This window comes from Agromyces albus (assembly GCF_030815405.1).
Lineage (GTDB): Bacteria > Actinomycetota > Actinomycetes > Actinomycetales > Microbacteriaceae > Agromyces > Agromyces albus_A.
In genome coordinates this window covers 1,922,747-1,948,419 of record NZ_JAUSWX010000001.1, presented here as the reverse complement: position 1 = coordinate 1,948,419, position 25,673 = coordinate 1,922,747, and the positions used below count along the sequence as shown (strand labels likewise).

Here is a 25,673-nt window from a genome sequence, read left to right as displayed (position 1 = left end):
TGCGTGCTGATCACCGAAAACGTCGACCCTGAACGACCGCGGCAGTGCCGACGGGAGTGACGGAGAGCGGCGGGTCAGGCCAGATCGTCGTCAGTTCGTGCGCCGAAGACGATCTCGTCCCAGCTCGGCATCGACGCGCGGCCCTTCTTCGAACCGCGAGTCCCCACAGGGCCCGTGCCCGACTTGCCGCCCCAGAGCGTGCGTGCGGCCGTGCCGGGCTTGTCTTCGGGCTTCGGCTCGGCAGGCGCCGGGTTCTGGGATTCTGCGGGTGCTGGGGGTGCGAACGGCGACGGTGTCGGAAGCTGCTCGCTCGCTGCCTCGCGTTCGCCCCGGCGGCGCCGGAGGGCCTCGAGCAGGTCGGCGGTCTCACCGAGGGTCTGCTGCGGTTCGTCCGCTCGCTTGATCGCGGCACGAGCTGCGGCCGGGCTCGACGTCGATTGCGCATTGCGCGCGTACGGCAACGGCTCGAGGTGCGGCGCGGTGTCGAACTCGCCCTGCTCGTTCTCCTCGAAGGTGAAGGCGCCGCTGTCGAAACGCGACTCGTCGGCGTCGGGCCCGACGGCGCGCAGGCGGGGGATGAGCCCGCCCTTCAACTCGCCCTGCTGCGAGAGCGTGACCGCCTCGGTGTTCAGCGGCTGCAGCGACTGCTTTCTCGGCTCGAAGCTCCAGCGTGCGTCGTGGTCGATCGTGTCTGCGGTGAACTCGAGCTTGACGATCCAGCCGCGCTCGTCGTCTTTCCAGCTCGCCCAGCGTTCGCCGTGCGCACCGAGCTTGGCGAGTCGCTCACGGATGACGCCGCCGAACGATGCCGGCTCTTCGGCCGCATCGACCTCGGCCACGACGTGCACAGGGACCGCGAGCGCCGATGTCACGACGTGTTCGCGCTCAGCAAGCACTGGTCCCTCGAACCTGCGAATGTACTCCACAGAGGCACCAGTGACCTGTGCGACCTCTTCTGCGGAGAGTCCTGAGCGGATCTGGGACTGCACCTCGCGCGGCGAGGGCTTCGGCCCGGTGTGCTGCTCGGGCTGTGCCTGGCGGATCCGCGACTGCAGTACTTCGTCGATCTCGATCCGGAAGCGTGCGCCATCGTCGGATGCGGCGAGCAACGCGCCGTTCTCGACTCCGATTACCTTCAGTTCCTGCATCGCGGAAGCCCTTCCGTGCCCTCGTCTCCGCCTTAGGATGCCACGTATCAAGCGGTCCCGTCGGGAATAGCGCGGGCGCGCCGGAAGTTGCACGTGAGCGCCGGCCGCAAAGGTCGACCGAATGGTTTGCTTACGCTGACGATTTGATGCAGACTATGGCCGCCGAATCTTCGGCAATAGAGGAAATGGACGGGAATGGCAACGGATTACGACGCACCGCGGAAGACCGAAGACGACTCTGAGTCGATCGAGGCCCTCAAGGAGCGCGTCCCCGACAAGATGTCGGGAGTGGTGGATGTCGATGACGCCGACAACCCCGGAGGATTCGACCTTGCCGGTGCCGACCTCTCCGACGTCGAACTCGACGTCGTGGTGCTCCCACCGCAGGCCGATGAGTTCACTTGTGTGAACTGCTTCCTCGTGAAGCACCGCTCGCAGATCGACCACGAGACGAAGCTCGGGCCGATCTGCCTGGAGTGCGCCTCTTAGGCGCCGCGCTCCGTAGGCTCAGGCCGTCGCGATCCATTGATCGCGGCGGCCAGTTCTGTCGGATGGCGCGTCGACAGGAGCCAGTACGGCGCCGGGTCGGCGGGGTCGGTGATCGGCACGCGCACGACGGGCTGCACCCAGCCGCGGATGACGAGGAAGGCACGGGCGTCGAGGCCGGTGCCGCGTTCGACGCGCGCCGCGGCATCCGTGGCGCCGACGGCGGTTCCCGTGTACTCGAGTGGGATCTCGGCGCGACCTGCGCGCAATCGGCCCTCGTGCACGTCGATGACGGGTGCCGTGAACGACAGCGCGCCCACGGTGGCGAAGTAGAGCACGATGCCGGTCGCCACGCCGGCGGGCAGCGAGACGGGCGCGAGCACGAGGATGCTGGCGGGCACGAGCAGCAGGCTCACGGCGTAGATCCACGGCGTCGGCCAGAGTCTCTCGTGGTAGTCGGGCATGGGACTATTCGATCAGACTTCTGCACTACCCTCGAACAGTGACCGATTCCGTCGATGTTCTGATCACGGCCGACCGCCTCCCGTCGTACGCCCATCCGGGTGATGCGGGCGCCGATCTCCACGCTGCCGAGTCCCTTGTACTCGCGCCCGGAGAGCGTGCCACGGTCGGCACGGGAGTCGCCGTGGCACTGCCCGACGGGTACGTCGCGTTCGTCGTTCCGCGCTCCGGACTCGCGTTCAAGCACGGCATCACGATCGTGAACGCTCCGGGCACGGTCGACGCCGGTTACCGGGGCGAGATCAAGGTCGCCCTGTTGAATACGGATTCGAGCGAGCCCTACCCGATCGAGGTCGGCGATCGCATCGCCCAGCTCGTGGTGATGCCGGTGAGCCGGGCGAGATTCGTCGAAGTCGAGCGTCTGCCGGGAAGTCTTCGCGGCGAAGGGGGATTCGGCTCGACGGGATTCGGGGAGCACAAGTCAGGAGTGAACGCGTGAGCGACATCGAGAACATCGACGACACCCCCGTCGACCAGCCCAAGTCGGCGCCAGACGACCGTGAGGCCGCCGGCCCGTTCGACGAGGCCGAGGCGAACCCGGTTCGTCCCTATGTTGACCTCGGCGGCGTGAAGGTGCTGCCCCGCGAGGGCCTGCAGTTGCGCCTCGAGGTCGAGGAGGGCACGAAGCGCGTCGTGGCGATCGGGCTCGACTACGCCAATTCCACGCTGCAGGTGCAGCCCTTCGCTGCACCTCGCTCGAGCGGGCTCTGGCACGAGATCCGCGCGCAGATCGCCGACCAGATCGCCCGCCAGGGCGGCACGACGACCGTGCGCGAGGGCACCTTCGGACCCGAGCTGCTCGCGCAGATCCCCGTCGCCGCAGGCGAGGGCCAGGCGGGGCACATGGGCCTCGCTCGGTTCATCGGCGTCGACGGCCCGCGCTGGTTCCTCCGCGGAGTGATCGCGGGCGAGGCGGCCGTCGAGCCTGCAGCCGCCGCGCAGATCGAAGACCTCTTCCGTTCGATCGTCGTGGTGCGCGGCAACACGCCCATGCCGCCGCGCGACCTCATTCCGCTTCGCATGCCCGCGTCGTCCGCCGGCAGTCCCACCCCTCCCACTGCATAGGCCCTGCGATGACGGATGCCGGCGCAGAGCGCGACCCCAGATCCGATGAGCGAGCGGATGCCGCGGCATCCGCCGGCGAGCCGAGCGCGCGCCCGAGCGGTGACAGCGTGACCGGCCCCGGCACCGACGCGGGGGAGTTCGGGCGCCAGGTGGCGGCAGCCGCCGAGCGATCCGGCCTCGGCCTCGCGCGCGGCGAGACGCTCACCGGCCGCGACCTGATCGGCGCGCTCGGCGGCGTCCGCGGGCTCGCCGAGGCGATCCTGCCCGGGCTCGTCTTCCTCGTCGTGTACACGCTCACGCGCGAGCTCGTGCCCTCGCTCGCTGCGTCGCTCGGCCTCGCGGTCGTGTTCACGATCGTGCGGCTCGCACGCCGCAGCTCGCCGACGCAGGCGATCGCCGGTCTCGTCGCCGTCGGGGCATCCGCGGCGCTCGCACTCTGGACGGGCCGCGCCGAAGACAACTACGTACTCGGCTTCTACACCAACGCCGCATACGGCCTCGCGCTGCTCATCTCGCTCCTCGTGGGGTGGCCGCTGCTCGGGCTCATCGTCGGATTCCTCATGGGCGACGGCACCGCGTGGCGGTCCGACCGGCGCAAGCTCCGCGCCATGCAGCTGCTGACCCTCATCTGGCTCGGCCTGTTCACGGCGCGCCTCGTCGTGCAGGTGCCCTTCTACTTCGCGGGCAACGTCGAGGCGCTTGGTGCCACGCGGCTCCTGATGGGCGTGCCCCTCTATGCGCTCGTGCTGGTGTTCTCGTGGCTCGTCGTGCGGGTCGTGTACCCGTCGGCGGCGCGCCTGCGTGAGTGATAGAGTTATCTCGACGTCAAGATAAATCCGCAGTTGTGCGGGGCCCGCCCAGCGGCGAGGCGCTTAGGTTACCCTTGCTGGAACAGCCCCTGTCTGACGGAGAAGATGGAGTGCCGCTCGCGTGTTCGGGCCGCATCCGCGAAGGAGAGGACATCGTGTCTGCAGTGAACAGTTTCGGGGCGAAGGACACGCTCCACGTCGGTGAGCAGTCCTACGAGATCTACCGTCTCGACACCGTGCCGGGTCACGACAAGCTCCCGTTCAGCCTCAAGGTGCTCCTCGAGAACCTGCTGCGCACCGAAGACGGTGCGAACGTCACGAAAGACCAGATCGAGGCGCTCGGCTCGTGGGTTCCCACCGCGGAGCCCGACACCGAGATCCAGTTCACGCCCGCGCGCGTCGTGATGCAGGACTTCACCGGAGTTCCCTGCATCGTCGACCTCGCCACTATGCGCGAGGCGGTCGAAGCGCTCGGCGGTGACCCCAAGAAGATCAACCCGCTCGCGCCGGCCGAGATGGTCATCGACCACTCGGTCATCGCCGACCTCTTCGGCACCGAGAACGCACTCGAGCGCAACGTCGAGATCGAGTACGAGCGCAACGGCGAGCGCTACCAGTTCCTCCGCTGGGGCCAGACCGCGTTCGACGACTTCAAGGTCGTGCCGCCCGGCACCGGCATCGTGCACCAGGTGAACATCGAGCACCTCGCCAAGGTCACGTTCACCCGTACGGTCGACGGCGTGCTGCGCGCCTACCCCGACACGTGTGTCGGCACCGACTCGCACACGACGATGGTCAACGGCCTCGGCGTGCTCGGCTGGGGCGTCGGCGGCATCGAGGCCGAGGCGGCCATGCTCGGCCAGCCCGTCTCGATGCTCATCCCCAAGGTGGTCGGCTTCAAGCTCTCCGGCGCGATCCCCGCCGGCGTCACCGCCACCGACGTCGTGCTGACGATCACCGACATGCTGCGCAAGCACGGTGTCGTGGGCAAGTTCGTCGAGTTCTACGGCTCGGGCGTGGCATCCGTGCCGCTCGCCAACCGCGCCACCATCGGCAACATGAGCCCCGAGTTCGGCTCGACCGCAGCGATGTTCCCGATCGACGACGTCACGCTCGACTACCTGCGCCTCACGGGCCGCAGCGAAGAGCAGGTCGCCCTCGTCGAGGCATACTCCAAGGTGCAGAAGCTCTGGCATGACGCCGACAGCGAGCCCGTCTTCAGCGAGTACATGGAGCTCGACCTCAGCACCGTGGTGCCCTCGATCGCCGGCCCGAAGCGTCCGCAGGACCGCATCGAGCTCAGCGTCTCGAAGGCGTCGTTCGAGAGAGACCTCCTCGACTACGCGAGAGTCGACCACGACCTCGTCGACCTCGAGGGCGCGGAGTCCTTCCCGGCCTCCGACCCGCCCGGCAACACGCCCGAAGACGAGCACAGCCACCACGAGCACCACCACAAGAGCCATGCGCCGGCAACCGCGTCCAACCCGACGCCGGTGAAACTCGCGGACGGCCAGCAGTTCACACTCGACCACGGCGCCGTGGCGATCGCGGCGATCACTTCGTGCACGAACACCTCGAACCCCTCGGTCATGCTCGCGGCCGGGCTCCTCGCACGCAACGCGGCGAAGAAGGGCCTGAAGGCCAAGCCGTGGGTGAAGACCACCCTCGCGCCGGGCTCGAAGGTCGTCACCGACTACTACGAGAAGGCCGGCCTCACGAGCTATCTCGAAGACCTCGGCTTCTACACCGTCGGCTACGGCTGCACGACCTGCATCGGCAACTCCGGCCCGCTGATCGACGAGATCTCCGCAGCGGTCAACGAGAAAGACCTGGCGGTCACCGCCGTGCTCTCTGGCAACCGCAACTTCGAGGGCCGCATCAACCCCGACGTGAAGATGAACTACCTCGCGAGCCCGCCGCTCGTGATCGCCTACGCCCTCGCGGGGTCGATGAACTTCGACTTCGAGGTCGACGCGCTCGGCACCGACACCGAGGGCAACGACGTCTTCCTGAAAGACATCTGGCCCGACGCGACCGAGGTGCAGAACACGATCGACAGCTCGATCAACAAGGACATGTTCACGTACCAGTACGCGAGCGTGTTCGAGGGCGACGAGCGGTGGCGCAACCTCGAGACGCCGACGGGAGCCACCTTCGAGTGGAACGCGGCGTCGACCTACGTTCGCAAGCCCCCGTACTTCGACGGCATGACCATGGAGACCACGCCGGTCACCGACATCGTCGGTGCCCGCGTGCTTGCCAAGCTCGGCGACTCGGTCACGACCGATCACATCAGCCCCGCAGGCTCGATCAAGGCCGACAGCCCCGCCGGCAACTACCTCACCGACCACGGCGTCGACCGCAAGGACTTCAACTCCTACGGGTCGCGTCGCGGCAACCACGAGGTGATGATCCGCGGCACCTTCGCGAACATCCGCTTGAAGAACCAGCTCCTCGACGGCGTCGAGGGCGGCTACACGCGGGACTTCACGCAGCCGGATGCCCCGCAGGCGTTCATCTACGACGCGAGCCAGAACTACCAGGCACAAGGCACGCCGCTCGTCATCTTCGGCGGCAAGGAGTACGGCTCCGGTTCGTCGCGTGACTGGGCGGCGAAGGGCACGAGTCTCCTCGGCGTGAAGGCCGTCATCACCGAGAGCTTCGAGCGCATCCACCGCTCGAACCTCATCGGCATGGGCGTCGTGCCGCTGCAGTTCCCGGCCGGCCAGTCGGCCGACTCGCTCGGGCTCGACGGCACCGAAGTGGTCTCCATCACGGGCCTCGAGGCGCTGAACGACGGCGACACTCCCCACACGGTGCACGTGGTCGCCTCGCCGACGGAGCACTCGCCTGCGGGCAAGCAGGCGATCGAGTTCGACGCGGTCGTCCGCATCGACACGCCCGGTGAGGCCGACTACTACCGCAACGGCGGGATCCTGCAGTACGTGCTGCGCAGCCTCGTCTGACGCACGCGACGACACGGCGGGGCCGGACTCCTCGGGGTCCGGCCCCGCCGTCGTTCGTTCACGGCGCTCGCCACGACGTGACCCCGAGGTCGGCGAGCGCCATGGCGAATCGGTCGCCGAGCTGCTCGAGGCGCGGCACGGGTTCGCGGCTGAAGACCAACCGCAGATGGCGGTCGGCGATCGGCCCGCCCCACCCGGTCATGGGAGTGGCGGCGACGCGATGCCGGAGGAGCGCGTGCGACAGCGCGCTGGATTCTACTCCGAGCGCACGTGAATCGAGAATCTGCGCCCAGCCGCCTGCTGCGGCGAGCATGGGCAGGCCTCGCAGCTGTTCGCAGACAGTGTCGCGTCGGTGCTGCCACTCGGCGAGACATCCGGCAAGACCGTCGTCGTCGGCGGTGAGTGCGGCGAGCGCGCCGGCCTGCGCGATACCGCCGGCAACGACGCCGTTGTAGATGTGCACCACCGACAGGTCGGACATGACCGCCTCGGGGGCGACCATCCATCCGATCCGCCATCCGATCATGCGCTGTTCCATGGAGACGCTGCCCACGATGATGGTGCGCTCGCGCATTCCCGGATACGACGCAGGATGGATCACAGCGCCGCCGTCGAAGACGATGCCCTCCATGAACGCCCAGTAGATGAGCCACAGGTCGTGCTCGACGCAGAGTCGAGCGATCTCCCGCCATTCGGCGTCGGTGAGCAGATATCCCGAGGGGAACGACGGATTCTGCAACATGATCGCCCGCGTCGCGGGTCCGACGGACGCCGCGAGTTCTTCGAGGTCGAGCCGCCACGCGCCTTCCACGGCACGCATGGGCACCAACCGTGGCCGAGCCCCTGCGAGGAGGACGCGGTTCAGGATCCCCGCGTAGGTGGGATCGGTGATGATGACTTCGTCCCCGTGGTCGGTCACGGCGAGCAGTGCGTCGAGCAGGCCATCCCCATCGCTCGACGTGATCACGACCTCGCTCTCGGGATCGTATTCGACACCCGATCGCGCGCGCACCCGATCTGCGACGGCGCGACGGAGGTCGTGGCGTCCGGTGAACGGCAGATACGAGTTGGCCGACGGGTCGGCGACCGCGGCCTTCGTCGCCTCGACGGCCTCTCGCGGCGGGGGCGAGTCGGTGTCGAGGTTCTCGAGCCGGAGGACGTCGGGATCGTCACCCGCCGCTGTCGCGACCCGGTCGATGCTGAATCCTGCGACGTCTGCGAGTCGCGCTGGGCGGACCGTCATGACAGCCTCCAGTCGGCCCGCATCATCGTCGGACCACGACGTCATTCTCCTCTCCGATCAGCGCCGTGCACCAGAGTCGAGTGAGCGACAAAACGGCGTCGCGTGGAAATCGATGCAAATCTCACCGGGGCTTGGTGATAGAGAAGTGACGTGCGAGTTTGCCGGGAGAAGGGTAGCCATGGCAGTTGTGCGAGATGATTTCTCGGCCACTGCGCTGGCCGACGCCATCGAGGAGAACGGCGCCGAATTCCTCATGACCATGGGTCGCGCCGGCGGCGGTGAGGAGCGAGACGACGACAAGCTGCGCTGGACCATCGGAGGCTCGCCCATCGACTACCACAACGCCGTGGTTGCGGCGAACCTCGATGCCGCCGGCGCCGATGCCGCGATCGCGGCTTCTCTCGCCGCGATGCGGGCCCATCGCGTGCCGGGAAGCTGGCATCTGGGGCCGGGTATGAGCCCCGTCGATCTCGGCGGGCGGCTGGTGGACCGCGGCTTCATTCATGCCGGCGACGATATCGGCATGGCCGTCGAGCTCCATGAACTGCGGCCTTTGCAACTGCCCGCCGGCCTCGCGATCAGCCGTGTCCGGACGCCTGACGATCTCGCGGCCTGGGTGGCGACCCTTGGCAAGGGGTTCGGTGAAAGTCCGAAGGAGGCGGAATGGGTCGGGGAGATCTTTGCGACCCTCGGCCTCGAACACGCTTCGTGGCGCCACTATCTGGGCCGGCTCGACGGCGAGCCGGTCGCCACTGCAACCCTGTTCCTCGGCGCCGGCGTCGCCGGCATCTACTTCGTCTTCACCGTGCCCGAAGCCCGGAACCGGGGGATCGGTGCAGCCCTGACCATGGCGCCGCTGCTCGAGGCACGGGCGCTGGGCTACCGCATCAGCGTCCTCGGAGCCTCCATGATGGGCGAGTCGGTCTATCGCCGTCTCGGCTTCCGGGAATACTGTCGCATCGGGTTGTTCGAGTGGCGGGAGGCGTAAGCGTCATTCCCTCCCGGTCAGCGCCCTGCACGAGCCTCGAGTGAGCGACCAAAACAGCGTCGCGTAGAATCGATGGATGCCCCCGCCTCCGCTGGGCTTGGTGAAAGGTGCTTCCCGGATGACCCTGCTCGAGACCATCTCCGGACCGCGAGACCTCGATGCGCTGAGTACCGAACAGCTTGAGCAACTCGCACGCGAGATTCGCGAGTATCTCGTGGCATCCGTGTCGCAGACCGGGGGTCACCTCGGCCCGAACCTGGGCGTCGTCGAGCTCACGATCGCCATGCACCGGGTCTTCGACTCGCCGCGCGATGCGATCGTCTTCGACACCGGGCACCAGTCGTACGTGCACAAGCTCCTCACAGGACGCAGAGACCTCTCGACACTTCGCCAGACCGGTGGCCTCGCGGGCTATCCGCAGCGCTCGGAGTCCGAACACGACATCGTCGAGAGCTCGCACGCGTCGAGCTCGCTGTCATGGGCCGACGGCATCTCGAAGGCGTTCGAGATGACCGGGCAGCACGACCGGCACGTCATCGCCGTCGTCGGCGACGGTGCCCTCACTGGCGGCATGACGTGGGAGGCGCTCAACAACATCTCCGACGACAACACGCGCAAGCTCATCGTCATCGTCAACGACAACGGACGCTCGTACGCTCCGACCATCGGCGGCATGGCGCGGTTCCTCAACACCGTGCGCACGAAGCAGACCTACCGCAACCTGCACCTGTCGAGCCGTCGGGCGTTCGATCGCCTCGGCGAGCCCGCGCGTGCCTTCTACCGCGGTGTGCGAGGCGGCCTGCACGGGTTCCTCAGCCGTTTCACTGGCAACGAAGCGCTCTACTCGAACCTCGACATCAAGTACATCGGCCCGATCGACGGCCACGACGAGCACGCGATGGAAGCCGCACTGCGCCAGGCGCGCGAGTACGGCGCTCCCGTGATCGTGCACGCCATCACCGACAAGGGCCGCGGCTACGAGCCCGCGCTCCGCGACGCCGCCGACCAGTTCCACGCCGTCGGCCAGATCGATCCCGAGACGGGCGAGTCCCTCGAGCCGGCGTCGTCGCCGTCGTGGACCAATGTCTTCGCCGACGAGCTCGTGAACCTGGCCGAGCACAACGAGCGGCTCGTCGGCATCACGGCGGCGATGCTGCGACCCACCGGCTTGCACCGCATGGCGGAGCGCTTCCCGACCCGCGTCTTCGACGTCGGCATCGCCGAGCAGCACGCCGCCACGTCGGCGGCCGGGCTCGCGTTCGGCGGGCTGCATCCCGTCGTCGCCGTCTACGCGACCTTCATCAATCGTGCGTTCGACCAGGTGCTGATGGATGTCGCGCTGCACAAGGCGGGCGTGACGTTCGTGCTCGACCGAGCCGGCGTCACCGGTCCCGACGGGCCGAGCCATCACGGCGTATGGGACCTCTCGATCCTGCAGGTGGTTCCGGGTATCCGCATCGCGGCGCCGCGAGACTCCGTGCGCCTCGCGGAAGAGCTCGCCGAGGCGGTCGCCGTCAATGACGGGCCGACCGTGCTGCGGTTCCCCAAGGGCACCGTCGGCGTCGACTACGACGCGTTGCGCCGCACCGACGACGGTGTCGACGTGCTCGCCGAATCGGGCCGCAACGACGTGCTCATCGTCACGGTCGGACCGATGGCCGGCATCGGCCTCGCGGTCGCCGAACGACTCGAAGCGCAAGGCATCGGTGCGACCGTCATCGACCCGCGGTGGGTGGTGCCCGTACCTCGAAGCCTCATCGACCTCGCCGCCGAGCACCGCATCGTCGTGAGCATCGAAGACGGCATCCGCGTCGGCGGCATCGGCACCCGCATCCGTCAAGACCTGCGCCAGGCCGGCGTCGACACCGCGGTGACCGAGGTCGGGCTGCCCGACGAGTTCCTCGACCACGGGTCGCGCGCCGACATCCTCGACCGCGTCGGCCTCACGCCGCAGCACATCGCGCGCGACGTCACGGCCATGGTGCTCGGCTCGAAGCTCCCGCACGCCCGCGGCGTGTCGACCGACACCGGATCCACCACCGTGCGCGCAGGCTCCGGCGACCGCTGAGCCTCCGCCGTCTCCCGGCTGTGGCCACCGCCCGCACCGCGAGCATGCACGCAACGAAAGCGGCCCCCGACTTCCGTCGAGGGCCGCTTCGGCGTTCGGCTACGCGCCGACACCCTTGATCGGCGGGTGGTGGAACGTGTCGCCGAAGACCCGTTCGCTCGCACCCACGCGGTCGAGGTAGGGCGTCACGCCACCCATCTGGAACGGGAAGCCCGCGCCGAGGAGCATGCAGAGGTCGATGTCCTCGGGCGCCTCGACGACGCCGTCGTCGAGCATGCGGTGCACCTCGTCGGCGAGGCCGTCTTGCAGGCGGTTGAGGATCTCATCGGCCGTCAACGGGTTCTTGCCGCCCGACACGAGCTTCAGCGCGTCCTTGTCGAAGCCCTTGACCTTGCCCTTGTCGTCTTTGTCGAGGAGCTTGCCGTAGTCGGCGAGCTTGTGCAGGTTCTCGCTGCGGTAGAACCGGTCGGGGAATGCCGCGTGGTGAGTGTCGAGCACGTGAGCGCCGACCTTGAGTCCCACGAGGTCGAGCAGCTGCGACGGAGGCATCGGCAGCCCGAGCGGCGCGATGGCCTCGTCGACGACCTCGAACGAGGTGCCGTTGTCGACGGCGTACATCGCCTCGCCGAGGAGCTTCGCGAGCACGCGATTGACCACGAAACCGGGAGTATCGGCGCTGATCACGGCGTTCTTCTTCAGGTTCTTCGCTGTGACCATCGCGGTCGACAGCGTCGCGTCATCGGTGTGCGGGGTCTTCACGACCTCGATGAGCGGCATGACCGCGACGGGCGTGAAGAAGTGGAATCCGACGACGCGCTCGGGATGCTTGAGCTTCGCCCCGATCTGCTCGACCGAGAGCGACGACGTGTTCGTGGCGAGCACGGCTTCGGGGGAGACGAACTGCTCCACCTCGGCGAACACGCTCTGCTTGATCTCGAGCTCCTCGAAGACCGCCTCGATCACCCAGTCGCAGTCCGCGAAATCGGCCTTGTCGGTGGTGCCGGTGACAAGTGCCTTCAACCGGTTCGCCTCATCGGGGGAGATGCGGCCCTTGCCGAGGAGGGCGTCGATCTCGTCGGTGATGTGGGCGACACCCTTGTCGACGCGCTCCTGGTCGAGGTCGGTGATGACGACCGGAACCCGCAGACGGCGCACGAACAGCAGAGCGAGCTGGCTCGCCATGTATCCGGCGCCGAGCACGCCGACCTTCGTGACCTTCTTCGCGAGCGCCTTGTCGGGCGCGCCGGCGGGCCGCTTCGCGCGCTTCTGCACGAGATTGAAGGCGTAGACGGATGCCTGGAGCTGGTCGCCCGCGATGAGTTCGGCGAGCGCCTCGTCTTCACGCGCGAACGCCTCGGCCTTCGTGCTGTTCTTCGCGGCCTTCAGCAGGTCGAGGGCGACGTAGGGCGATTTCGGCACTGATCCGATGCGGCTCTTCAGCATCTTCGAGGCGATGCCGATCGCGACATCCCACTTCACGAGCCGCTCGACCTTGCCGGGCTCGTTCGGGCGCTTGACCTTGATGCGGCCGGACACGACCCCTTCTGCCCACCTGATCGAGTCCTCGAGGAAGCTCACCGCCGGGAACAGTGCGTCGGCGATGCCGAGCTCGAGCACATCCGACGCCTTCAGCGTGCGGTTCTGCTTCAGCGGGTTCTCGATGACGACCTTCAGCGCATTCTCGATGCCGATGAGGTTCGGCAGCAGGTAGGCGCCGCCCCAACCCGGGATGAGCCCGAGGAACACCTCGGGAAGCGCGACGGCCGGAACCGAGGCATCCACCGTGCGGTAGTCGGCGTTCAGTGCGATCTCGAGACCGCCGCCGAGCGCGAGGCCATTGATGAAGGCGAACGACGGCACGCCGAGTTCAGAGGCCTTGCCGAGCGCGTAGTGCCCGAGCTGTCCCATCTTGCGGGCGGTCTCGGCGTCGGGGATCTCGGCGACCTTGGTGAGGTCGGCGCCCGCGGCGAGGATGAACGGCTTGCCGGTCACCGCCACGGCGTGGATCTCGCCCGCCGAGGCACGCGCCTTCAGGGCGTCGAGCGTCTTCGCGTACTCGAGCAGCGAGACCGGGCCGAGGGTGTTCGGCCGAGTGTGGTCGCGTCCGTTGTCGAGCGTGACGAGGGCGAGCGTCTTGCCGCCGGAGAGGGGGATGTCGCGCACGAACGAGCGCGTGACCACCTCGTCGTCGGAGAGGGCGGCGAGCGAATCGAAGTCGATGGTCGTGTAGTCGGTCATCCGCGGGCCTTCTTCGCCTTCTTGTGGAAGTTCGGGTTCTCCCAGATCATGGTGCCGCCCTGGCCGAGACCGACGCACATGCTCGTGATGCCGTAGCGCACATCGGGGCGCTCGGTGAACTGGCTCGCGAGCTGGTTCATGAGGCGTACGCCCGAGGAGGCGAGCGGATGCCCCACCGCGATCGCACCGCCCCACGGGTTGACCCGGGTGTCGTCGTCGGCGATGCCGTAGTGATCGAGGAACGAGAGCACCTGCACCGCGAACGCCTCGTTCATCTCGAAGAGGTCGATGTCGTCGATGGAGAGGCCCGCCTTGCGCAGCGCCTTCTCGGTGGCGGGAATGGGGCCGATGCCCATGATCTCGGGGTCGACTCCGGCGAAGGCGAAGCTCACGAGCTTCATCTTCGGCGTCAGTCCGAGCTCCTTCGCCGCGGTGCCGGAGGCGAGGATCGCCGCCGTCGCGCCGTCGTTCAGGCCCGAGGCGTTGCCCGCAGTGATGCGGCCGTGCGGACGGAACGGCGTCTTCAGCGTGGCGAGGCCCTCGAGCGTCGTCTCGGGGCGCATCATCTCGTCACGCGTGGCGAGGCCCCAGCCCTCCTCGGTGCGGATCGCGATCGGCACGAGGTCCTGCTGGATCTTGCCGGCGGCGTACGCGGCAGCCGTCTTCTGCTGGCTCGCCATCGCATACCGGTCGCTTCGCTCCTTCGTGAGCTGCGGGAACCGGTCGTGGATGCGCTCGGCCGTCGCGCCCATCACGAGGGCGTCTTCGCCCACGAGGCGCTCGCTCAGGAAGCGTGGATTCGGGTCGACGCCCGAGCCCATGGGGTGGTGGCCCATGTGCTCGACGCCGCCCGCGATGGCGAGGTCGTACATGCCGTACCCGATCGACCCCGATATCATCGCGGTGGCCGTCATGGCGCCGGCGCACATGCGGTCGATGGAGAAGCCCGGCACGGTCTTCGGGAGCCCTGCGAGCAGCGCCGCCGTACGACCGATGGTCAGGCCCTGGTCGCCGGTCTGCGTCGTGGCCGCGATCGCGACGTCGTCGATGCGTTCCTTCGGCACGTTCGGGTTGCGTTCGAGGAGCGCGACGATCGCCTTCACGACGAGGTCATCGGCTCGGGTGTTCCAGTACATGCCCTTGTCGCCGGCCTTGCCGAACGGGGTGCGGACCCCGTCGACGAACACGACTTCAGCTTGATCAGCCACGCTGCAGCTCACTTTCGATCAGGATGTCTCCGATCCTACGAAGGGCGTTGTGGGGCCGCTGAATCGCTTGACGGAACCTACGAAACGCTCGTCGCGGCGTCCTCGACGGTTTGTGCCGCCTCGACAAAGGCATCGGCGATTGTCTGTGAGGTTGCCTCAATCTGCCACGGTCGGGCGCCGAGCTTCGCGAGCACCTCGCCGATGGCCTCAGCCGTGACCTCGGCGGGCGGGCTCCACGCGACGCGACGCAAGTGGTCGGGAGTGAGCAGGTTCTCGACCGGCATCTCGACCTGCTCGGCGATGTCGAGGATCCCGGCACGTGCGATGCGAAGCCGCGCGTCGGCCTCGGGGTTGCGCGCCGCCCAGGCGCGCGGCGGAGGTGGTGAGTCGCTCGGCACGCGCACAGCCGGCAGGTCGGTGGTCGTGAGGCCGCGCTCGATGGCCGCCCACCAGCGATCCAACTCGGAGCGGCTCGCTCGCCCGTTGAACTCGCGGAGGTCGGCGAGGGCGCGTCGGGTCGTCGGCATCACGCGGGCCGCGGCCAGCAGGGAGGCATCCGGAACCAGGCGGCCCGGTGCCACGTCGAGCTCGGAGGCGAGCGCATCACGTGTCAGCCACAGCTCGCGCGCGACCGCCAGGTTGCGGGGGTTCCGCATCGCGTGGATGCCCGAGAGTCGTCGCCACGGCTCGGCCGCCGCGGGCTTCGCCTCTTTGTGCAGCACGGCGTCGAACTCCTGCCCGGCGATGTCGGCCTTGCCGGTCTCGTCGAGACGTGCGCCGAGCTTCTCGCGGATGTCGATGAGCAGCTCGACGTCGAGCGCCGCGTAGCGGAGCCACGACTCGGGCAACGGCCGGGTCGACCAGTCGGATGCCGAATGCTCCTTCGCGAGCCGGATGTCGAGGAGCTCCTCGACGACCGAGGCGAGCCCGACGCGCGGCATCCCGAGCAGTCTCGCGGCGAGCTCGGTATCGAAGATGCGCTCGGGATCGAGGCCGACCTCACGGAGGCATGCAAGGTCTTGGCTCGCCGCGTGCAGCACCCATTCATCGGAGTGGATGGCGCCCTGGAGGGCCGAGAAGTCGGGGATCTGCGGCGGATCGAAGAGGAACGTCCCGGATCCGCGGCGATACATCTGAATGAGGTAGGCGCGCTGTGAATAGCGGAAACCGCTCGCGCGCTCGGCGTCGACGGCGATCGGACCCTCGCCGCCGGCGAGACGCGCGACGGCGTCATCGAACTCGGCGGGAGACTCGATCACCCGGAATTCATCCACGGTTGGACCTCCGACGGGGAAGGGCGGTCACCCCTTCCGATCTGGGCGGCAGTCCTGCCAACATGCACAACAACTCGCTCCAGCCTTCCACATGTGCGCCCGCAGACGAATCGAGGGGGGTCCAGGAGGCCCGCAACTCGATCTGCGCACCGTCGCCCTGGCGTGCGAGTTCGCCGAATCCCGTGGAGAGGATCTTCGTCGCGGTGCCGGATGCCGCGATGTATCGTGCGCCGCGAGCGTCGAGTGCGTCGACGAGCCACGACCACGCGACATCCGCGAGGAACGGGTCGAGTCCGATGTCGGTCTCGAGGGGTGCCTGTGCGAAGCACACGACCCGGAACCGGCCGCCCCACGCCTCGGGCTCACTGGGATCGTAGAGGAGCACGAAACGCCCGGTGCCGAGTTCTGAGTCGTCGCCGTGGCGGCTCGGCATGACATCCGCCGACAAGGCCACGGCGTACGGCGCGAGCGAGCCCGGCGCCGGAATCTCGGTGACCACGAGCTCAGGACGTGGCGAGGCCGCACGCAGCGAGTCGAGTGCGGCCGCGAACTCGGGCGGCGGAGCGATCGCAGAGTCGGGCACGAGTGCAGACTAGAGTCTCGACTGGGGCGGATGTCGACGGCACGCCGCACCGCATGCACACGATGACCGCTTCGCTCTGGGAGGGCACGGATGAGTCGGCGCGAGAGCACGGCAAGGATGATCGGGATCGCAGCGGGAGCCTCGGCTCTCCTCATCGCCGGGGTCGCCGCCCTGACCGCGGCCGTGACGGTGCGCTTCGCGCGCAAGGTCGTGATCCCGATCTCGACTCGGGAGGAAGACGTGCGCATTGTCGGGGTCGATCTCGCGAGCGGTGAGATCACGCTCGCGGCATCCGACGAGGCCCGCATGGGCGGACGCTACGGCTTCTGGTTCGACCGTGACGCCGGACACGCCCGCTTGGGCGACGTCATCGAGGAGGAGCAGCGAACGGTGCGTCGCCGCATCGAGTCCGTCGACTTCGGGCGCCTCGAGCGCACGTCGCGTGGGCGCATGAACGCGTCGTTCCACCTCGGACCGTGGGAGCTCGACCACCCGTATGAGAACGTGCTTGTCGACACGTCGCTCGGCCCGGCGCCTGCGTGGCTGGTGCCCGCGGAATCGCCGTCGGGCCGGTGGGTGATCCAGGTGCACGGCCGGGGCGCGACGCGTCATGAGGCCCTTCGCGCGGTGGAGCCCGCGCGGGAAGCGGGGTGGAACTCCCTGCTCATCTCCTATCGGAACGACGGCGAAGCGCCCGAGAGCGAGGATCGTCGCTATGGGCTCGGTGGAACGGAGTGGGCCGACGTCGTCGCCGCCGTGAAGTTCGCGGTCGACCACGGGGCACAGCACGTGGTGCTCATGGGGTGGTCGATGGGCGGATCGATCGTGTTGCAGGCGGTGCTCCGCTCCGCTGCGGTGCGCGAGCGGCTCGTCGGCATCATGCTCGACTCGCCGGCGATCGACTGGGTCGACATCCTGAGGTTCCAGGGGCGGGCCGAGGGATTGCCGAACGGCATGGCCGATGCGGTGGCGCGTGTGCTCGGTGGACCGTTCAGCGGTGGCCTGACGGGGCTCGCAGCCCCCATCACGTTCGCCGAGCTCGACCCGGTTGCACGCGCCGAGGAGTTCGCGGTGCCGATCCTGCTCATGCACAGCGTCGACGACGGATTCGTGCCGATCGACGGTTCCCGACGATTCGCCGCCGCGCGGCCCGATCTCATCGAATTCGAGGTCTTCGAGGGTGCGCGGCACACGAAGCTCTGGAATCACGACCCCGAGCGATGGACGAATCTCATCGCAGGCTGGCTCGCGCGGCGCGCAGAGGGCGTCGAACGACTCGGCGACGAAGCGCAGATCGTCGGCTGAGGATCAGGCCGCGAGGCGCTGACGCAGCTGCCGCTTGGTGCGGGCGAGCATCCCCGTCATGCCGCGGACCCGCAGCGGGGAGACGGCCTCGCCGAGTCCGAGCGACTGCGGGTAGTCGTCGGGGATCGCGAACACCTCGTCGACTGTGAGGCCGTCGAGGCCCTGGGCGAGGATCGAAGCGAACCCGCGGGTCGTCGGCGATTCGGGCGGCGCCGTCGCATAGAGGTGCACGAGCCCTTCGTCGACCTCGAGGAAGATGAACACCGGGGACTGGCACTCCTCGACCCGCTCGAGCAGGTCGGGGTGGTCGGCGTATCGCGCCGGCAGGGAAGGTAGCTCGTTGGAGAACTCGAGCAGCAGCTGCAGGCGATCGCGCACGTCGAGCGCGAGGAAATCCTCGCGGGTCTCGGCGAGTCGTGCGGGCAGGGTCGTGGCATCCATCGGTTCTATTGTCCCACTCCAGTCTGCGGCCCTGCCCACGCCGCCGCTCAGCGGCTGGGAACCTCGCCGCGCTCGGCGCCCGTGACGATCGGCACGCGCACGGCGCTGCCCCACTCGGTCCACGAGCCGTCGTAGTTGCGCACGTTCTCGAAGCCGAGGAGGTGCGTGAGCACGAACCACGTGTGGCTCGAGCGCTCACCGATGCGGCAGTACGCGATCACGTCGTCGCCGTCGGTCAGGCCGACCTCGGCGCGGTAGATGGCATCGAGCTCTTCACGCGTCTTGAACGTGCCGTCGCCGGCGGCCGCACGAGCCCACGGAACGGATGCCGCGGTGGGGATGTGTCCGGCGCGCAGCGCGCTCTCTTCGGGGTAGGCGGGGGCAGTCGTGCGCTCTCCGTTGTACTCCTCGGGCGAGCGCACGTCGATGAGCGGGTTGCCGAAGTGCGCGAGCACGTCGTCCTTGAATGCGCGGATGGCGGAGTCATCGCGGTTCACCACGGGGTACTCGACGCGCGTCACCTGAGGGACGTCGGTCGTGATCTCGCGGCCCTCGGCGATCCACAGGTCGCGGCCGCCGTCGAGGAGGCGCACGTCTTCGTGGCCGAAGAGCGTGAACACCCAGAGGGCGTATGCGGCCCACCAGTTGTTCTTGTCGCCGTAGATGACGACCGTCGAGTCTCGCGAGATGCCCTTCGAGCCGAGCAATGCAGCGAACTCCTCGTCGTCGACGTAGTCGCGGACGACGGGGTCGTTGAGGTCGGTGTGCCAGTCGATCTTCACCGCTCCCGGGATGTGTCCGGTCTCGTAGAGGAGCACGTCTTCATCGGATTCGACCACGACGAGGCCGGGTTCACCGAGGTGTTCGGCGAGCCACTGGGTGGTGACGAGACGCTCTGGGTGGGCGTACTCGGCGAACTTCGCTGCGGAGTCGAACTCGGTGGACATGGGACCTCCTGGGATCGTCCGATCGGACGGGCTGTGCGGGGGAGCGGACTAGGCTGTTGACCTGTCCACCTCGAATCTACGCGGCGCGGCGGTCGAAGTCAGTACCCCCGTCATCCGGTGCAATACGGGAGCCACTCAAGCATGACCTCGGCATCGACCAACGTCCTCATCCGCCTCATCGAGCGCAACCCGTCGATCTCCGGTGCCGAGATCGCCTCCGAGCTGGTGCCGCCGCCGCAGTTCGAGCACGCGTCGTTCGAGTCCTATCGGCCCGACCCCGACTTCCCCTCCCAGCAGGAGGCGCTCGATCGGCTCGGCGAGTTCGCCGCCGTCTGGCGTGCGCAGCGGCCCGGCGGATTCTTCTCGCGGAACCGCAAGCCAAAGGCCGAGCTGCCCGGCGTCTACCTCGACGGCGGGTTCGGTGTGGGCAAGACGCACCTGCTCGCCGCGCTCTGGCACATTGCGCCAGGACCCAAGTACTTCGGCACCTTCATCGAGTACACGGCGCTCGTCGGCGCGCTCGGCTACGTGCCCGCGCTGCAGCTGCTGAGCGGCGCCCGGCTCATCTGCATCGACGAGTTCGAACTCGACGATCCGGGCGACACGATGCTCATGACGAGGTTCCTCGGCGAGCTCATGGCCGGCGGCACGCGAGTCGCGGCGACGTCGAACACGCCCCCGAACGCGCTCGGTGAGGGTCGCTTCGCTGCAGCCGACTTCCTGCGCGAGATCCATGCCCTCTCCGCGAACTTCCAGACGCATCGCATCGATGGCCTCGACTACCGGCGCCGCGACACCGAGGGGCACGCGGAGGCCCTTCCCGACACGGCCGACGTCACCCGCACCGCCGAGGCCCTCGCGTCACGCGGGCACCTCGTCTCGCTCGACGGGTTCGACGAGCTCATCGCACATCTCGCCACGGTGCATCCGGCGAAGTACATCAAGCTCATCGACGGCGTCGAGATCATCGCGCTCGAGGGCGTGCACGAGCTCAATGACCAGAACGCCGCCCTGCGACTCGTCGCGTTCATCGACCGCGTCTACGACGCCGAGGTGCCCATCGTCGCGAGCGGCATCCCCCTCGACGAGGTCTTCGACGGCGAGATGATGGCCGGCGGCTACCGCAAGAAGTACCTGCGCGCGATGTCGCGGATGATCGCGCTGACGACGGGCGAATTGCCGCCGCACGACTGACTCACGGCTCGATTCACATCGAACGCCCCGCGATCCGAAACATGCTGTTTACATTTTGCTCGTTTACGTAACGACCCGGAAACGGAACACGGTCCGAACCGAAACCTCCGCTGGTGAAACTGAGGCCCACAGGATCCCCCTGATTTCCGAGAGAGGTTCGAGATGGATCAAGGCAATACTGCGTTTCTCCTGATAATGGCGGCCTTGGTGCTGCTCATGACTCCGGGACTCGCGTTCTTCTACGGTGGCCTCGTCAAGGCCAAGAGCGTCATCAGCATGATGATGATGAGCTTCGGCGCCATCGGCCTCATCGGAGTGCTCTGGGTGCTGTACGGCTACGCGATCGCCTTCCCCGGGTCCGAGGGCGTCGTAGCGCCGTGGACCATCGACTGGTCGGCGCTCGGCCTGAACAGCCTTCTGGAAACTGCCGAAGATGCTGCCTACCCGCCGCTCGCATTCGTGGCGTTCCAGGCGACCTTCGCGATCATCACGGTCGCGCTGATCTCGGGTGCGATCGCCGACCGTGCGAAGTTCGGCGCGTGGATGATCTTCGCCGGAGTCTGGGCGACGATCGTGTACTTCCCCGTCGCGAGCTGGGTGTTCAACTTCGGCCTTGCAGATGACGGAAGCTTCGCGTACGGCGGCTGGATCACCTACGGCATGCAGGAGTTCTTCGGTGTCGGTGCACTTGACTTCGCCGGTGGCACGGCGGTGCACATCAACGCCGGTGCCGCGGCGCTCGCCCTTGCGCTCGTCCTCGGCAAGCGCGTCGGCTTCTCGAAGGGCGCGCACGTGCCTCACAACCCGCCGTTCGTGCTCCTCGGCGCCGGTCTTCTCTGGTTCGGATGGTTCGGCTTCAACTCGGGCTCTGAGCTCGCTGCCGACGGCGCCGCGGCGCTCGCGTGGGTCAACACCCTCGCGGCTCCTGCCGCAGCGCTCCTCGCGTGGCTCGTCGTCGAGAAGATCCGCGACGGAAAGCCGACCTCCGTCGGTGCCGCCTCGGGTGCGGTCGCGGGTCTCGTTGCGATCACCCCGGCCTGTGCATTCCTCACCCCGTTCTGGGCGATCGTTCTCGGCATCGTTGCGGGTGCCGTCTGCGCCCTGGCCATCGACCTGAAGTTCAAGCTCGGCTTCGACGACTCGCTCGACGTCGTGGGCATCCACCTCGTCGGCGGTGTCATCGGTACCCTCTACCTGGGCTTCTTCGCCAACGGCACCGGCCTCATCTACAGCGGCAACTTCACGCAGCTGCTGGTACAGGCGATCGCGGCCTTCTCAGTCATGATCTACTCGTTCGTGCTGGCCTACGCCATCGGCTGGATCATCCAGAAGACCATCGGCTTCCGCGTGAAGAACGAGGACGAGCTCGCGGGCATCGACCTCGTGGTGCACGGTGAAGAGGGCTACAAGCTCGAGACCGTCTGATCGACCGCTTGGTCCCTCGGGGGACCCGAGGGCGGTGGGGTAGTGTGCGGGTGTGTCGAACACCAGCCGCTTCCTCACCGCCCTCGGGCGTGTTATCAGCTCGTTCTCCCGAGGCGGTCGCGGCAGGGTTCGACGGATGTCACGAGTCACGCGTCCGTCGGAGTCGACGACCGTTCTCCGGGGCAGTCGGGCGCGTTCGCCACGGTCGAGATCGATCCGCGCCGGCTCCGCCGCGTGCAGCTCGCCTACGCGCCGACGCGCGACGGCGATCCCGATCCCGGTGAGATCGTCTGGACGTGGGTGCCGTTCGAGGAGCGCGACGGCCGCGGCAAGGATCGCCCGGTCGTGATCGTCTCGGCGACTCCCGGCGGGGGATTCCTCGCCGTGCAGCTCACGAGCAAGCCGCACGACGGCGACCCCGACTTCGTCTCGCTCGGCGACGGCGCGTGGGATTTCGCGGGGCGGCCGAGCTGGGCCCGCATCGACCGCGTCTTCCGCGTGCACGCCGACGGCATGCGCCGTGAGGCGGCCTCGCTCGATGCCGATCGCTTTCGGCTCCTGGCCGACGTGCTGCGCCACCGCTACGGCTGGACCTGACGCCGTCGTGCACCGCCGCGAGCCGTCAGTGACGCGGCGGGCGATGCAGTCCGAACGGCGAGCCCTGGTCGTTGCGGCAGAGCCGGAACTCGCCGTAGATCGCGACGGATTCCTCGTCGCCGGCATCAGCGACCGGCTCCGCAGTGCCGCCGAGGCGTTCGACTGCCGCGACCGCGGCGTCGAGGTCGTCGACCCGGAAGAAGACGTACGGTGAGGCTCCTTCGTCGCCGCCGTGAACACCCGCGGGTACACCGACTCCGCCGATGACGTACCCGTCGCCGCCCGGGCCGGGTTCGAACGACCAGCTGAAGAGCTTCCCGTAGAACGATCGGGCCGTCATGGCATCCGTCGCCCCGAATTCGATGAACGACACTTCGCCGGGCATGGTGCCTCCTCACCTCGATGCGATCCTCTGCGTCACGCTAGACGCCAGGAGGTGATGCCACAACGGGGTGGCGCGGGGCCGGAGAGAGGGGAGGAACTGAAGAACGCCCCCAGTGGAACGGGGGCGTACGTGGGCGATGCCGGGCTCGAACCGACGACCTCTTCCGTGTGAAGGAAGCGCGCTACCAGCTGCGCCAATCGCCCAAATGCTGCGGTTTCAGAACTCGTCGTGACCGCGGATTCGATACTAGCCGACGCGACGGGCCGAATGCACATCGGGCGCGACCGGGGGACAAGTGGCCATCGACACGCCCGGGAACCGGGCCCCGAATCCGCGACTGATCGGGCGGAACAGGCCACACGGCCGCCTCGGTTTGTGAATCGATCGGGGAATCCGTTAGAGTCTCTCTGCACGCAGAAATGCGGGCAATGCGGATGTGGCGCAGTGGTAGCGCATCACCTTGCCAAGGTGAGGGTCGCGAGTTCGAATCTCGTCATCCGCTCTGATCAGGATCGGGCGAAAGCCCGATTCCTGTTCTTTTGGTGGTGAACCCATACACGGTGGATTGGCCGAGAGGCGAGGCAGCGGCCTGCAAAGCCGTATACACGGGTTCGAATCCCGTATCCACCTCCAAGCTGAGAACCCGTTCTCGACTTGGGCGATTGGCGCAGCGGTAGCGCGCTTCCCTGACACGGAAGAGGTCACTGGTTCGATCCCAGTATCGCCCACCACGAAGCCCCGGCTGCATGCCGGGGCTTTCTCTGTTTCATCGAGAGGTCGTCTCGTCGAACACGACCTCGGTTGCATTGACCTTGCGGTCGGGAACCGTGGTCGCGGCCTCGAGGTGCACGGCACCGCTCGGCACGATCCCGGCTCCGCCGTGCCGTTCCATGACCCGCCATTGCGCGGCCACGTCTTCGCCGGCGTGCATCGACGGCAACCTCGACCAGAAGTCGAACCCGCCGGCGTCGACGAGGGCTGCTCGGTCGTACATGGTGCATCCGCCGACCCAGGCCACCTGATACGCCCGCCATTCACCGGGCTCGAGGTCGAGCTCGGCTGCGACGTGCACGAGGTTGGCCGCGTTGTGCAACTGCCACCGCTCGAACTCCGTCGTGCCGGGGCGCACCCGCTCCGGCGTGACTGCGCCATGCCACAACTCGAACGGCTCGCGCTCGCTCGGCCGGTCGTCGTCGAGGTGCGAGAGCCCCTGTACGGCCTGACCGACGTAGCCGCATCCGAGGCTCACGATCGCCGAGCGCATCCGCTCGAGCGCGCCGGGCTCGAGCCACACGTCGTCATCGAGGAAGAGCACGTAGGGAGCCGTCGCCCGATCGAGCAGGAACTGACGCTGCTCAGCGAGCCCACGGCGCTCGGGCCGGTGCACGAGCACGACCTCCCGGCCCTCGACCTCGAGGACGCGCATCATCGTGCGCACCGTCGGATGCGACTCGACGGATTGGCCCGCCGACTGGTCGCCGATGAGCACACGGAACCGCGGCGAGTCCTGCGCGGCGAGACCCGAGAGGGTCACGGCGAGCTCAGCGACGCGGCCGACGGTCGGGATCAGCACGTCGACTTCGGCGCGTTCACGCGTGACCGGGTCACCCCAGGCGCCCGACCAGCGCCGAGACCCGGTTCCGGTTGCCGTCACGGCTGCCGCCCGAGCTCTCCCGTGCGGATCCGGTCCACGAGCTCCGTCGTCGAGTGGGCGGGCACGTAGTCGACCATCCGGACCTCGCCGCCGTAGCCGCGAACGACCTGGGTCTCGGCGAGCATCTCGGGCGAGTAGTCGCCGCCCTTGACGTAGACGTCGGGCCGGAGCTCGCGGAGGAGCGGGATCGGGGTGTCGTCGTCGAAGATCGTGACGTAGTCGACGCACTCGAGTGCCGCGAGCACGGCGGCACGGTCCGCCTCGCCGTTGACGGGCCGATCCGGGCCCTTCAGCCGCCGCACCGACGCGTCGCTGTTCATGGCGACGACGAGGCGATCGCCGAGTTCTCGAGCCTGCCGCAAGTAGGACGTGTGCCCGAAGTGCAGCACGTCGAAGCATCCGTTCGTGAAGACGATCGTGCGGTCGTGCTCACGGTCACGCCGAATCATCGCGGCGAGCGCCTCGGCGGAGAGCACTGCGGGAGGCGCGCTGACGGTGCGCGCCGCGAGCTCGTCGGACGTGCACACCGACGTGCCGAGTCGTTCGATCGCGACGTCGGCGGCGAGTTGGGCGAGTCGAGTCGCGTCCTCGAGCGATGCCCCCGCGGCGAGGGCGGCGGCCAGGGCCGCGGTGAAGGTGTCGCCGGCGCCCGACGCGTACTTCTCGGAGACGGGATGCGCGTGCGTTGCGATCGGATCGGCGTCCTGCCTGAGCAGCAGGGCTCCGTCGCGGTCGATCGTCACGATGACGGCGCGCGCCCCCGAGCGGTCCAGGAGCCGGGGAGCGGATGCCTCGGCCGCGCGCACGCGCTCGGGCCCGTTGCCGAGCGGCTCGCCGAGGAGCGCCGCTGCCTCCTGGGCGTTCGGAACCACGACGTCGGGGGCGAGCCACCGCCAGGAACCCCGGATCGTGAGCATCGACGATCACGTGGCCGGGCCGCGGCATCCGCTCGAGGGCCGAAGCGACGGCCTCGTGCACGAGACCCGAGCCGTAATCGCTCACGACGAGTGCCGTCGCGCCTGCGAGCGCCCGTGCCAGTGCGGCACCCAGATCGCTCGTGAGCCCGGCGTGCACAGCGGCCGCGAGGTCGAGGGGGTTCTCGTCGGCGCGCACGAGCACCTGCTCGT

23 protein-coding genes and 4 tRNA genes are annotated in these 25,673 nt (G+C 68.1%); 14 read left to right on the top strand and 13 right to left on the bottom strand.

The genetic code is table 11. The annotated features are described in order from the left end of the window. Window positions 1-74: 74 nt before the first annotated feature. Entirely contained in the window at window positions 75-1,148 is a 1,074-nt protein-coding gene (sepH, locus tag QFZ29_RS09145; RefSeq protein ID WP_306893824.1) for a septation protein SepH, read from the bottom strand. 195 nt (window positions 1,149-1,343) lie between these two features. On the opposite strand from sepH, the gene QFZ29_RS09140 reads away from it, so the two are divergent. After that, window positions 1,344-1,637 (top strand): DUF4193 domain-containing protein, encoded by a 294-nt coding sequence (locus tag QFZ29_RS09140; protein ID WP_129521115.1) that lies wholly within the window; start codon window positions 1,344-1,346, stop codon window positions 1,635-1,637. On the opposite strand, the gene QFZ29_RS09135 is transcribed toward QFZ29_RS09140, so the two are convergent. Next, complete coding sequence (locus tag QFZ29_RS09135) at window positions 1,634-2,098, bottom strand: DUF3093 domain-containing protein (protein ID WP_306893823.1); 465 nt, start codon at window positions 2,096-2,098, stop codon at window positions 1,634-1,636. The two genes, QFZ29_RS09140 and QFZ29_RS09135, sit on opposite strands and share 4 nt — an antisense overlap. Before the next feature lie 38 nt (window positions 2,099-2,136). Between QFZ29_RS09135 and dut the strand changes: the two genes are divergently transcribed. The 4 genes from dut (at window position 2,137) to acnA (ending at window position 6,996) form a co-directional block, all read left to right on the top strand. Then, the gene (dut, locus tag QFZ29_RS09130; RefSeq protein WP_129521113.1) at window positions 2,137-2,595 is read left to right on the top strand and encodes a dUTP diphosphatase; all 459 of its coding nucleotides are present in this window, start codon (window positions 2,137-2,139) and stop codon (window positions 2,593-2,595) included. Beyond that, the gene (locus tag QFZ29_RS09125) at window positions 2,592-3,221 is read left to right on the top strand and encodes a DUF3710 domain-containing protein (protein ID WP_306893822.1); all 630 of its coding nucleotides are present in this window, start codon (window positions 2,592-2,594) and stop codon (window positions 3,219-3,221) included. The genes dut and QFZ29_RS09125 overlap by 4 nt, the downstream gene beginning before the upstream one ends. An 8-nt stretch (window positions 3,222-3,229) precedes the next feature. After that, window positions 3,230-4,030, top strand: coding sequence for a DUF3159 domain-containing protein (locus QFZ29_RS09120; protein ID WP_306893821.1), 801 nt, complete (start codon window positions 3,230-3,232; stop codon window positions 4,028-4,030). A gap of 155 nt (window positions 4,031-4,185) precedes the next feature. Further along, window positions 4,186-6,996 carry an aconitate hydratase AcnA gene (acnA, locus tag QFZ29_RS09115; RefSeq protein WP_306893820.1) on the top strand — a complete coding sequence of 937 codons (2,811 nt, stop codon included), beginning with the start codon at window positions 4,186-4,188 and terminating at the stop codon, window positions 6,994-6,996. A gap of 58 nt (window positions 6,997-7,054) precedes the next feature. On the opposite strand, the gene QFZ29_RS09110 is transcribed toward acnA, so the two are convergent. Further along, window positions 7,055-8,239: a pyridoxal phosphate-dependent aminotransferase gene (locus QFZ29_RS09110; RefSeq protein WP_306893819.1), complete on the bottom strand. Its 1,185-nt coding sequence runs from the start codon at window positions 8,237-8,239 to the stop codon at window positions 7,055-7,057. 178 nt (window positions 8,240-8,417) lie between these two features. Here QFZ29_RS09110 and QFZ29_RS09105 point away from each other — a divergent pair, with 178 nt between their 5' ends. Next, window positions 8,418-9,227 carry a GNAT family N-acetyltransferase gene (locus tag QFZ29_RS09105; RefSeq protein ID WP_306893818.1) on the top strand — a complete coding sequence of 270 codons (810 nt, stop codon included), beginning with the start codon at window positions 8,418-8,420 and terminating at the stop codon, window positions 9,225-9,227. A gap of 118 nt (window positions 9,228-9,345) precedes the next feature. After that, entirely contained in the window at window positions 9,346-11,295 is a 1,950-nt protein-coding gene (gene dxs, locus QFZ29_RS09100) for a 1-deoxy-D-xylulose-5-phosphate synthase (protein ID WP_306893817.1), read from the top strand. 99 nt (window positions 11,296-11,394) lie between these two features. Here dxs and QFZ29_RS09095 read toward each other — a convergent pair whose 3' ends face one another. The 4 genes from QFZ29_RS09095 to QFZ29_RS09080 all read right to left on the bottom strand — a co-directional run bounded on the left by QFZ29_RS09095 (window position 11,395) and on the right by QFZ29_RS09080 (window position 16,598). Next, window positions 11,395-13,533 carry a 3-hydroxyacyl-CoA dehydrogenase NAD-binding domain-containing protein gene (locus QFZ29_RS09095; protein WP_306893816.1) on the bottom strand — a complete coding sequence of 713 codons (2,139 nt, stop codon included), beginning with the start codon at window positions 13,531-13,533 and terminating at the stop codon, window positions 11,395-11,397. After that, on the bottom strand, window positions 13,530-14,741 hold the full coding sequence (locus tag QFZ29_RS09090) for a thiolase family protein (RefSeq protein ID WP_306893815.1): 1,212 nt from the start codon (window positions 14,739-14,741) through the stop codon (window positions 13,530-13,532). The genes QFZ29_RS09095 and QFZ29_RS09090 overlap by 4 nt, the downstream gene beginning before the upstream one ends. A 77-nt stretch (window positions 14,742-14,818) precedes the next feature. Continuing rightward, window positions 14,819-16,015 carry a ribonuclease D gene (locus QFZ29_RS09085; RefSeq protein ID WP_306893814.1) on the bottom strand — a complete coding sequence of 399 codons (1,197 nt, stop codon included), beginning with the start codon at window positions 16,013-16,015 and terminating at the stop codon, window positions 14,819-14,821. Beyond that, entirely contained in the window at window positions 16,008-16,598 is a 591-nt protein-coding gene (locus QFZ29_RS09080; RefSeq protein ID WP_129521103.1) for a DUF3000 domain-containing protein, read from the bottom strand. Before QFZ29_RS09080 ends, QFZ29_RS09085 begins: the two co-directional genes overlap by 8 nt. Window positions 16,599-16,715: 117 nt before the next feature. Between QFZ29_RS09080 and QFZ29_RS09075 the strand changes: the two genes are divergently transcribed. After that, entirely contained in the window at window positions 16,716-17,903 is a 1,188-nt protein-coding gene (locus QFZ29_RS09075) for an alpha/beta hydrolase family protein (protein ID WP_306893813.1), read from the top strand. 3 nt (window positions 17,904-17,906) lie between these two features. Here the strand turns inward: QFZ29_RS09075 and QFZ29_RS09070 are convergent, their stop codons facing one another. Then, entirely contained in the window at window positions 17,907-18,344 is a 438-nt protein-coding gene (locus QFZ29_RS09070; RefSeq protein ID WP_306893812.1) for a SufE family protein, read from the bottom strand. Between the two features lie 47 nt (window positions 18,345-18,391). Then, window positions 18,392-19,291, bottom strand: coding sequence for a sulfurtransferase (locus tag QFZ29_RS09065; RefSeq protein WP_306893811.1), 900 nt, complete (start codon window positions 19,289-19,291; stop codon window positions 18,392-18,394). Between the two features lie 141 nt (window positions 19,292-19,432). Here QFZ29_RS09065 and zapE point away from each other — a divergent pair, with 141 nt between their 5' ends. The 3 genes from zapE (at window position 19,433) to QFZ29_RS09050 (ending at window position 22,507) form a co-directional block, all read left to right on the top strand. Then, window positions 19,433-20,485 (top strand): cell division protein ZapE, encoded by a 1,053-nt coding sequence (zapE, locus tag QFZ29_RS09060; protein ID WP_306893810.1) that lies wholly within the window; start codon window positions 19,433-19,435, stop codon window positions 20,483-20,485. 162 nt (window positions 20,486-20,647) lie between these two features. Then, window positions 20,648-21,910, top strand: coding sequence for an ammonium transporter (locus tag QFZ29_RS09055; RefSeq protein ID WP_306893809.1), 1,263 nt, complete (start codon window positions 20,648-20,650; stop codon window positions 21,908-21,910). A 234-nt stretch (window positions 21,911-22,144) separates the two neighbouring features. Next, window positions 22,145-22,507 carry a type II toxin-antitoxin system PemK/MazF family toxin gene (locus tag QFZ29_RS09050; protein ID WP_306893808.1) on the top strand — a complete coding sequence of 121 codons (363 nt, stop codon included), beginning with the start codon at window positions 22,145-22,147 and terminating at the stop codon, window positions 22,505-22,507. Window positions 22,508-22,532: 25 nt separating this feature from the next. Here QFZ29_RS09050 and QFZ29_RS09045 read toward each other — a convergent pair whose 3' ends face one another. Together QFZ29_RS09045 and QFZ29_RS09040 are read right to left on the bottom strand one after the other, a co-directional pair. Then, complete coding sequence (locus tag QFZ29_RS09045) at window positions 22,533-22,892, bottom strand: VOC family protein (protein ID WP_306893807.1); 360 nt, start codon at window positions 22,890-22,892, stop codon at window positions 22,533-22,535. Between the two features lie 130 nt (window positions 22,893-23,022). Then, a tRNA-Val gene (locus tag QFZ29_RS09040) sits at window positions 23,023-23,095 on the bottom strand. A 227-nt stretch (window positions 23,096-23,322) separates the two neighbouring features. Between QFZ29_RS09040 and QFZ29_RS09035 the strand changes: the two genes are divergently transcribed. From QFZ29_RS09035 to QFZ29_RS09025, 3 genes are all read left to right on the top strand, one after another. Next, window positions 23,323-23,394: transfer RNA gene (locus QFZ29_RS09035), tRNA-Gly, on the top strand. Between the two features lie 57 nt (window positions 23,395-23,451). After that, window positions 23,452-23,525, top strand: a tRNA-Cys gene (locus QFZ29_RS09030). A gap of 23 nt (window positions 23,526-23,548) precedes the next feature. Beyond that, window positions 23,549-23,623 (top strand) — tRNA-Val (locus QFZ29_RS09025). 35 nt (window positions 23,624-23,658) lie between these two features. Here the strand turns inward: QFZ29_RS09025 and QFZ29_RS09020 are convergent. Beyond that, entirely contained in the window at window positions 23,659-24,546 is an 888-nt protein-coding gene (locus tag QFZ29_RS09020) for a glycosyltransferase family 2 protein (RefSeq protein ID WP_306893806.1), read from the bottom strand. Further along, window positions 24,543-25,463 (bottom strand): D-glycero-beta-D-manno-heptose 1-phosphate adenylyltransferase, encoded by a 921-nt coding sequence (rfaE2, locus tag QFZ29_RS09015; protein WP_306893805.1) that lies wholly within the window; start codon window positions 25,461-25,463, stop codon window positions 24,543-24,545. The genes QFZ29_RS09020 and rfaE2 overlap by 4 nt, the downstream gene beginning before the upstream one ends. Window positions 25,464-25,673 lie beyond the last annotated feature (210 nt).

Excerpts from the sequence above, each read along its gene's own strand:
- sepH (WP_306893824.1), bottom strand. The coding sequence starts at position 1,148 with ATGCAGGAACTGAAGGTAATCGGAGTCGAGAACGGCGCGTTGCTCGCC.
- QFZ29_RS09140 (WP_129521115.1), top strand. The coding sequence starts at position 1,344 with ATGGCAACGGATTACGACGCACCGCGGAAGACCGAAGACGACTCTGAG.
- QFZ29_RS09135 (WP_306893823.1), bottom strand. The coding sequence starts at position 2,098 with ATGCCCGACTACCACGAGAGACTCTGGCCGACGCCGTGGATCTACGCC.
- QFZ29_RS09120 (WP_306893821.1), top strand. The coding sequence starts at position 3,230 with ATGACGGATGCCGGCGCAGAGCGCGACCCCAGATCCGATGAGCGAGCG.
- QFZ29_RS09110 (WP_306893819.1), bottom strand. The coding sequence starts at position 8,239 with ATGACGGTCCGCCCAGCGCGACTCGCAGACGTCGCAGGATTCAGCATC.
- QFZ29_RS09105 (WP_306893818.1), top strand. The coding sequence starts at position 8,418 with ATGGCAGTTGTGCGAGATGATTTCTCGGCCACTGCGCTGGCCGACGCC.
- dxs (WP_306893817.1), top strand. The coding sequence starts at position 9,346 with ATGACCCTGCTCGAGACCATCTCCGGACCGCGAGACCTCGATGCGCTG.
- QFZ29_RS09095 (WP_306893816.1), bottom strand. The coding sequence starts at position 13,533 with ATGACCGACTACACGACCATCGACTTCGATTCGCTCGCCGCCCTCTCC.
- QFZ29_RS09075 (WP_306893813.1), top strand. The coding sequence starts at position 16,716 with ATGATCGGGATCGCAGCGGGAGCCTCGGCTCTCCTCATCGCCGGGGTC.
- QFZ29_RS09070 (WP_306893812.1), bottom strand. The coding sequence starts at position 18,344 with ATGGATGCCACGACCCTGCCCGCACGACTCGCCGAGACCCGCGAGGAT.
- QFZ29_RS09065 (WP_306893811.1), bottom strand. The coding sequence starts at position 19,291 with ATGTCCACCGAGTTCGACTCCGCAGCGAAGTTCGCCGAGTACGCCCAC.
- zapE (WP_306893810.1), top strand. The coding sequence starts at position 19,433 with ATGACCTCGGCATCGACCAACGTCCTCATCCGCCTCATCGAGCGCAAC.
- QFZ29_RS09055 (WP_306893809.1), top strand. The coding sequence starts at position 20,648 with ATGGATCAAGGCAATACTGCGTTTCTCCTGATAATGGCGGCCTTGGTG.
- QFZ29_RS09045 (WP_306893807.1), bottom strand. The coding sequence starts at position 22,892 with ATGCCCGGCGAAGTGTCGTTCATCGAATTCGGGGCGACGGATGCCATG.
- rfaE2 (WP_306893805.1), bottom strand. The coding sequence starts at position 25,463 with ATGCTCACGATCCGGGGTTCCTGGCGGTGGCTCGCCCCCGACGTCGTG.